The sequence below is a fragment of the Silanimonas sp. genome, assembly GCF_027530345.1.
Classification (GTDB): domain Bacteria; phylum Pseudomonadota; class Gammaproteobacteria; order Xanthomonadales; family Xanthomonadaceae; genus Silanimonas.
The window spans coordinates 1-2,786 of record NZ_JAPZQK010000015.1 but is presented as its reverse complement, the minus strand read 5'-3'; the positions used below and the strand labels follow the sequence as shown (position 1 = coordinate 2,786).

Genomic DNA, 2,786 nt, shown 5'->3' with positions numbered 1-2,786 from the left:
ACAACACAAAGCGACTGCTGGGGCCGATCGGCTACATTCCCCCGGCGGAAGCAGAGGCGGCGTTCTACGCCGAGACCAGCGGTTACGCTAAAGCGGCGTGACTCAACGAAAACAGCCTCCGGAAAAGCCGGGGCGGTTCATGCCATCGAATGAGTCGATGTATTTGCGAAGCGACTGCGTCATGACTGGTGCAGTCTTTGTGCCGGACGTTTGCTCCGGCGACAAATCGGCGAACTGGATACTGAAGGCAAGAATGCTGTCGAGGCCATGCGACTCGCCGAACAGCTTTTTAAGATAGTGGTTGTAATTCAGGGCGCAGGCTTGATATCGCCCGCTCAGCCACGCATCGAGCGACTGCGTCATCTGGTGCTCGATCTCATGACGAAGCCCAATCAGGAAGCGCAGGTTGTTCTGGGTGTCCCCATCGACTGGACAAGCTTTGGCCTTCAAGCAGGACTCAAGCTCCCAGTACCGAAACTGGCCATGCTTCGTTCGCTCGTATCGGCGTCTCTTCCCTGCCTTTTGGAAGTAGCGATAGTCAACGCCTTTGGCGCGGTAGTGGGCGTGGAGCAGGTACGTCCACGCAATCACCATCAGCACAATGAAGGTTTCTGACTTGAACGTGACCTGTGGGTCGTTGAACGTTCGGATCGCGCACAACGCCGCTTCGCGCGACTTGCCAATCAATTCCGCCTTCACGGAACCGATGCTGCGCTTCCTTGTCGCCATAATCTGCTATGCATCCTAAGCGAATAGGCCAGGATCTTCCGCTACACCCATTTCGTTGAAGACGGTCACGCGAACAACGCGAAGCATCCTCGGGATTCCGCTAGAAGCCTCTTCACCATAGCCGGAAACCTCGACGTGGCGTCCGGCTAGCTTTTCAAGATTGACCATTGCACCTGGCAGAAGCTGACATCGAACGGATGCTGCCGGATCAAGGGTAAGACGGCGCAGCTCAAAGCGACGGAAGTCTAGGTCAAGCTCGCGAACATCCCCCCGGATAGAAAACTGGGTTGGGCCGGTCTTCTTGTCCTGCCTAAGTTGATGGCGCAGCTCCTTGCGCAGCTTCGGCGTCAATGGCGATCCGACCTCGCTCCGCTTCTCATCGGACGAGGCAATAGTCAAGCGCGCAATGCCCGACTTCGTCGTCGGTGCGAGGCGGGCGACCGCTACTAACGCAGCATCACGCACCTTCGCATCCGGGACTTCCTCGCGCGCTTCCAGTGAGTCTTCGTCCAGATGCTTGCTGATGATCCGAATGGACCGCATGGCCTCGCGCGTCGCGCGCAGGATTGGATCATCGGCGCCCAGCATGTGTTGCTGGCCGTCGTGCCGCTCGGGCGGCTCCGCCTTGATGCCGATATAGAGGCTACCGGGAGCCAATGCCGACAGAGAGAGTTCAACGTCCCGGTCGGAAATGTTCGCGTCATCGCCAAGCTGCGCGACGGCCTTGGCAACGCTGAACACCTGCTGCCGGATATTCGAGAATATCGCCTCGATTAGCTTGAGCTTGGGCGTGTGGTCACGCAGTGCAGGTCCTTCCAGATGGAAGACCAAGTCCGACTCGTCCATCGCTTTCGCAAGCGGGAATTCGGTTTCGTAAAGCTCGTCGACCTTCCGATACAGAGCGCGGGAAACAGCATCCGGGTCAACACCTGTTTGCTCGGCAAGGCGGCGGGCATTCTCGATCTGGCCGAGAAGGATGTGAGCCTTTGAGTGGACCTCTGTAACCCAGGTCATGGCTGAATCCTCAAGATGCCCTTGCGCGTGTCAGGCGGCAGCTGCCGTTGCTGTAATTCCTCGACTCTCACGTACTGGAAAAATTGTCGCAGATCTTTGTCTGCGCTCGGGTGATAGAACCAATAATCTACCTTGAAGTTAGTCTTAATCTCTTCCTGATGCATAAAGAAGAGAGTGAGGGCGGCGCCGATCTGGGCCGAGGTCGCATTTGTCAGGTCCAGAACGAAATCAATGTCGCCCGGCAGGTCCTTCGCGGTGGTGTAGCTCCCATCCACGAAGTAGGGTAGGTCGAGGCCATGACCGTCGCGAAGCCACGCCAAGAACTCCCGGAACTTGTCCAGCAGCTCGGCCCTATGGTCATTGATGCCGAAGGTGTTTTCGACCTCGCCTAAGTCACAGTCGAATTCGCCAGCTGGCAGATATCCGTCCGCCGTCAACGCAGGAATTGGCACTCCGTCCCCCTGAGACGCTCCACAACCTGCGAGTTAAGCAGTCGGGAGGGCCGGGGGCAACAAGCCGGAGAAAATGGATCATCGGCTACGGCTGTCGCGCAAGCTGCGACGGGAACTCCCCCGCAGTCCTGCCCCCCCGGAGGCGTCCGGGATCGGCCCCCAGTCGCCCAGGAACTCGGTTGATCCCCACGGGGGATCGTCCCCGTGCGGGAGGCTTGCCGCGCCCCTGAGCGCGTCCTGTGCGGACGCACGCACCGTCCCGTTGAGGGATATGCGAAGGGTATGAAACGGGAGGGATACGCGGACGACAGGCAAGAAAAAAGGCTCCCATCGCTGGGAAACCTTGTCCTGTCTCGCTTCACTGTCCACCGCAAGTGGTGGCCGGGGAGAGAAACGCACCACCTACACGGGGATTTTCAACCCCTGTGGCAACTATGAGATGTCCGCTTTTGGCCGAGGCTGTGTGAAAACCTTCTCTCCGTTGGCAAGATCTCAACACCAGTCGATTGGTGATGTGCATGAAGCGATTCGTCGATGGCGTCGACCGCTCCCAAGGGCTTTTGCTCCCTGATCGGTTGGAGGACTACGTCC

Annotated in this window: 3 protein-coding genes; all 3 read right to left on the bottom strand. The window is 58.5% G+C overall.

Going from position 1 to position 2,786, the window contains the following annotated elements; all coding sequences use genetic code 11:
- Positions 1-102 precede the first annotated feature (102 nt).
- The 3 genes from O9255_RS08765 to O9255_RS08755 are packed head-to-tail and all read right to left on the bottom strand — an operon-like array spanning position 103 to position 2,195.
- Positions 103-729, bottom strand: a complete 627-nt coding sequence (locus O9255_RS08765; RefSeq protein WP_297866477.1) for a DUF3644 domain-containing protein — start codon at positions 727-729, stop codon at positions 103-105.
- Positions 730-744: 15 nt separating this feature from the next.
- A complete protein-coding gene (locus O9255_RS08760) occupies positions 745-1,743 on the bottom strand; it encodes a hypothetical protein (RefSeq protein WP_297866476.1) in 999 nt (332 codons plus the stop codon).
- A complete protein-coding gene (locus O9255_RS08755) occupies positions 1,740-2,195 on the bottom strand; it encodes a hypothetical protein (protein ID WP_297866475.1) in 456 nt (151 codons plus the stop codon). The genes O9255_RS08760 and O9255_RS08755 overlap by 4 nt, the downstream gene beginning before the upstream one ends.
- Positions 2,196-2,786: the final 591 nt, after the last annotated feature.

What these genes read in the sequence shown, in the direction of transcription:
- O9255_RS08765 (WP_297866477.1), bottom strand. Translation starts at nt 729, where the DNA reads ATGGCGACAAGGAAGCGCAGCATCGGTTCCGTGAAGGCGGAATTGATT.
- O9255_RS08760 (WP_297866476.1), bottom strand. Translation starts at nt 1,743, where the DNA reads ATGACCTGGGTTACAGAGGTCCACTCAAAGGCTCACATCCTTCTCGGC.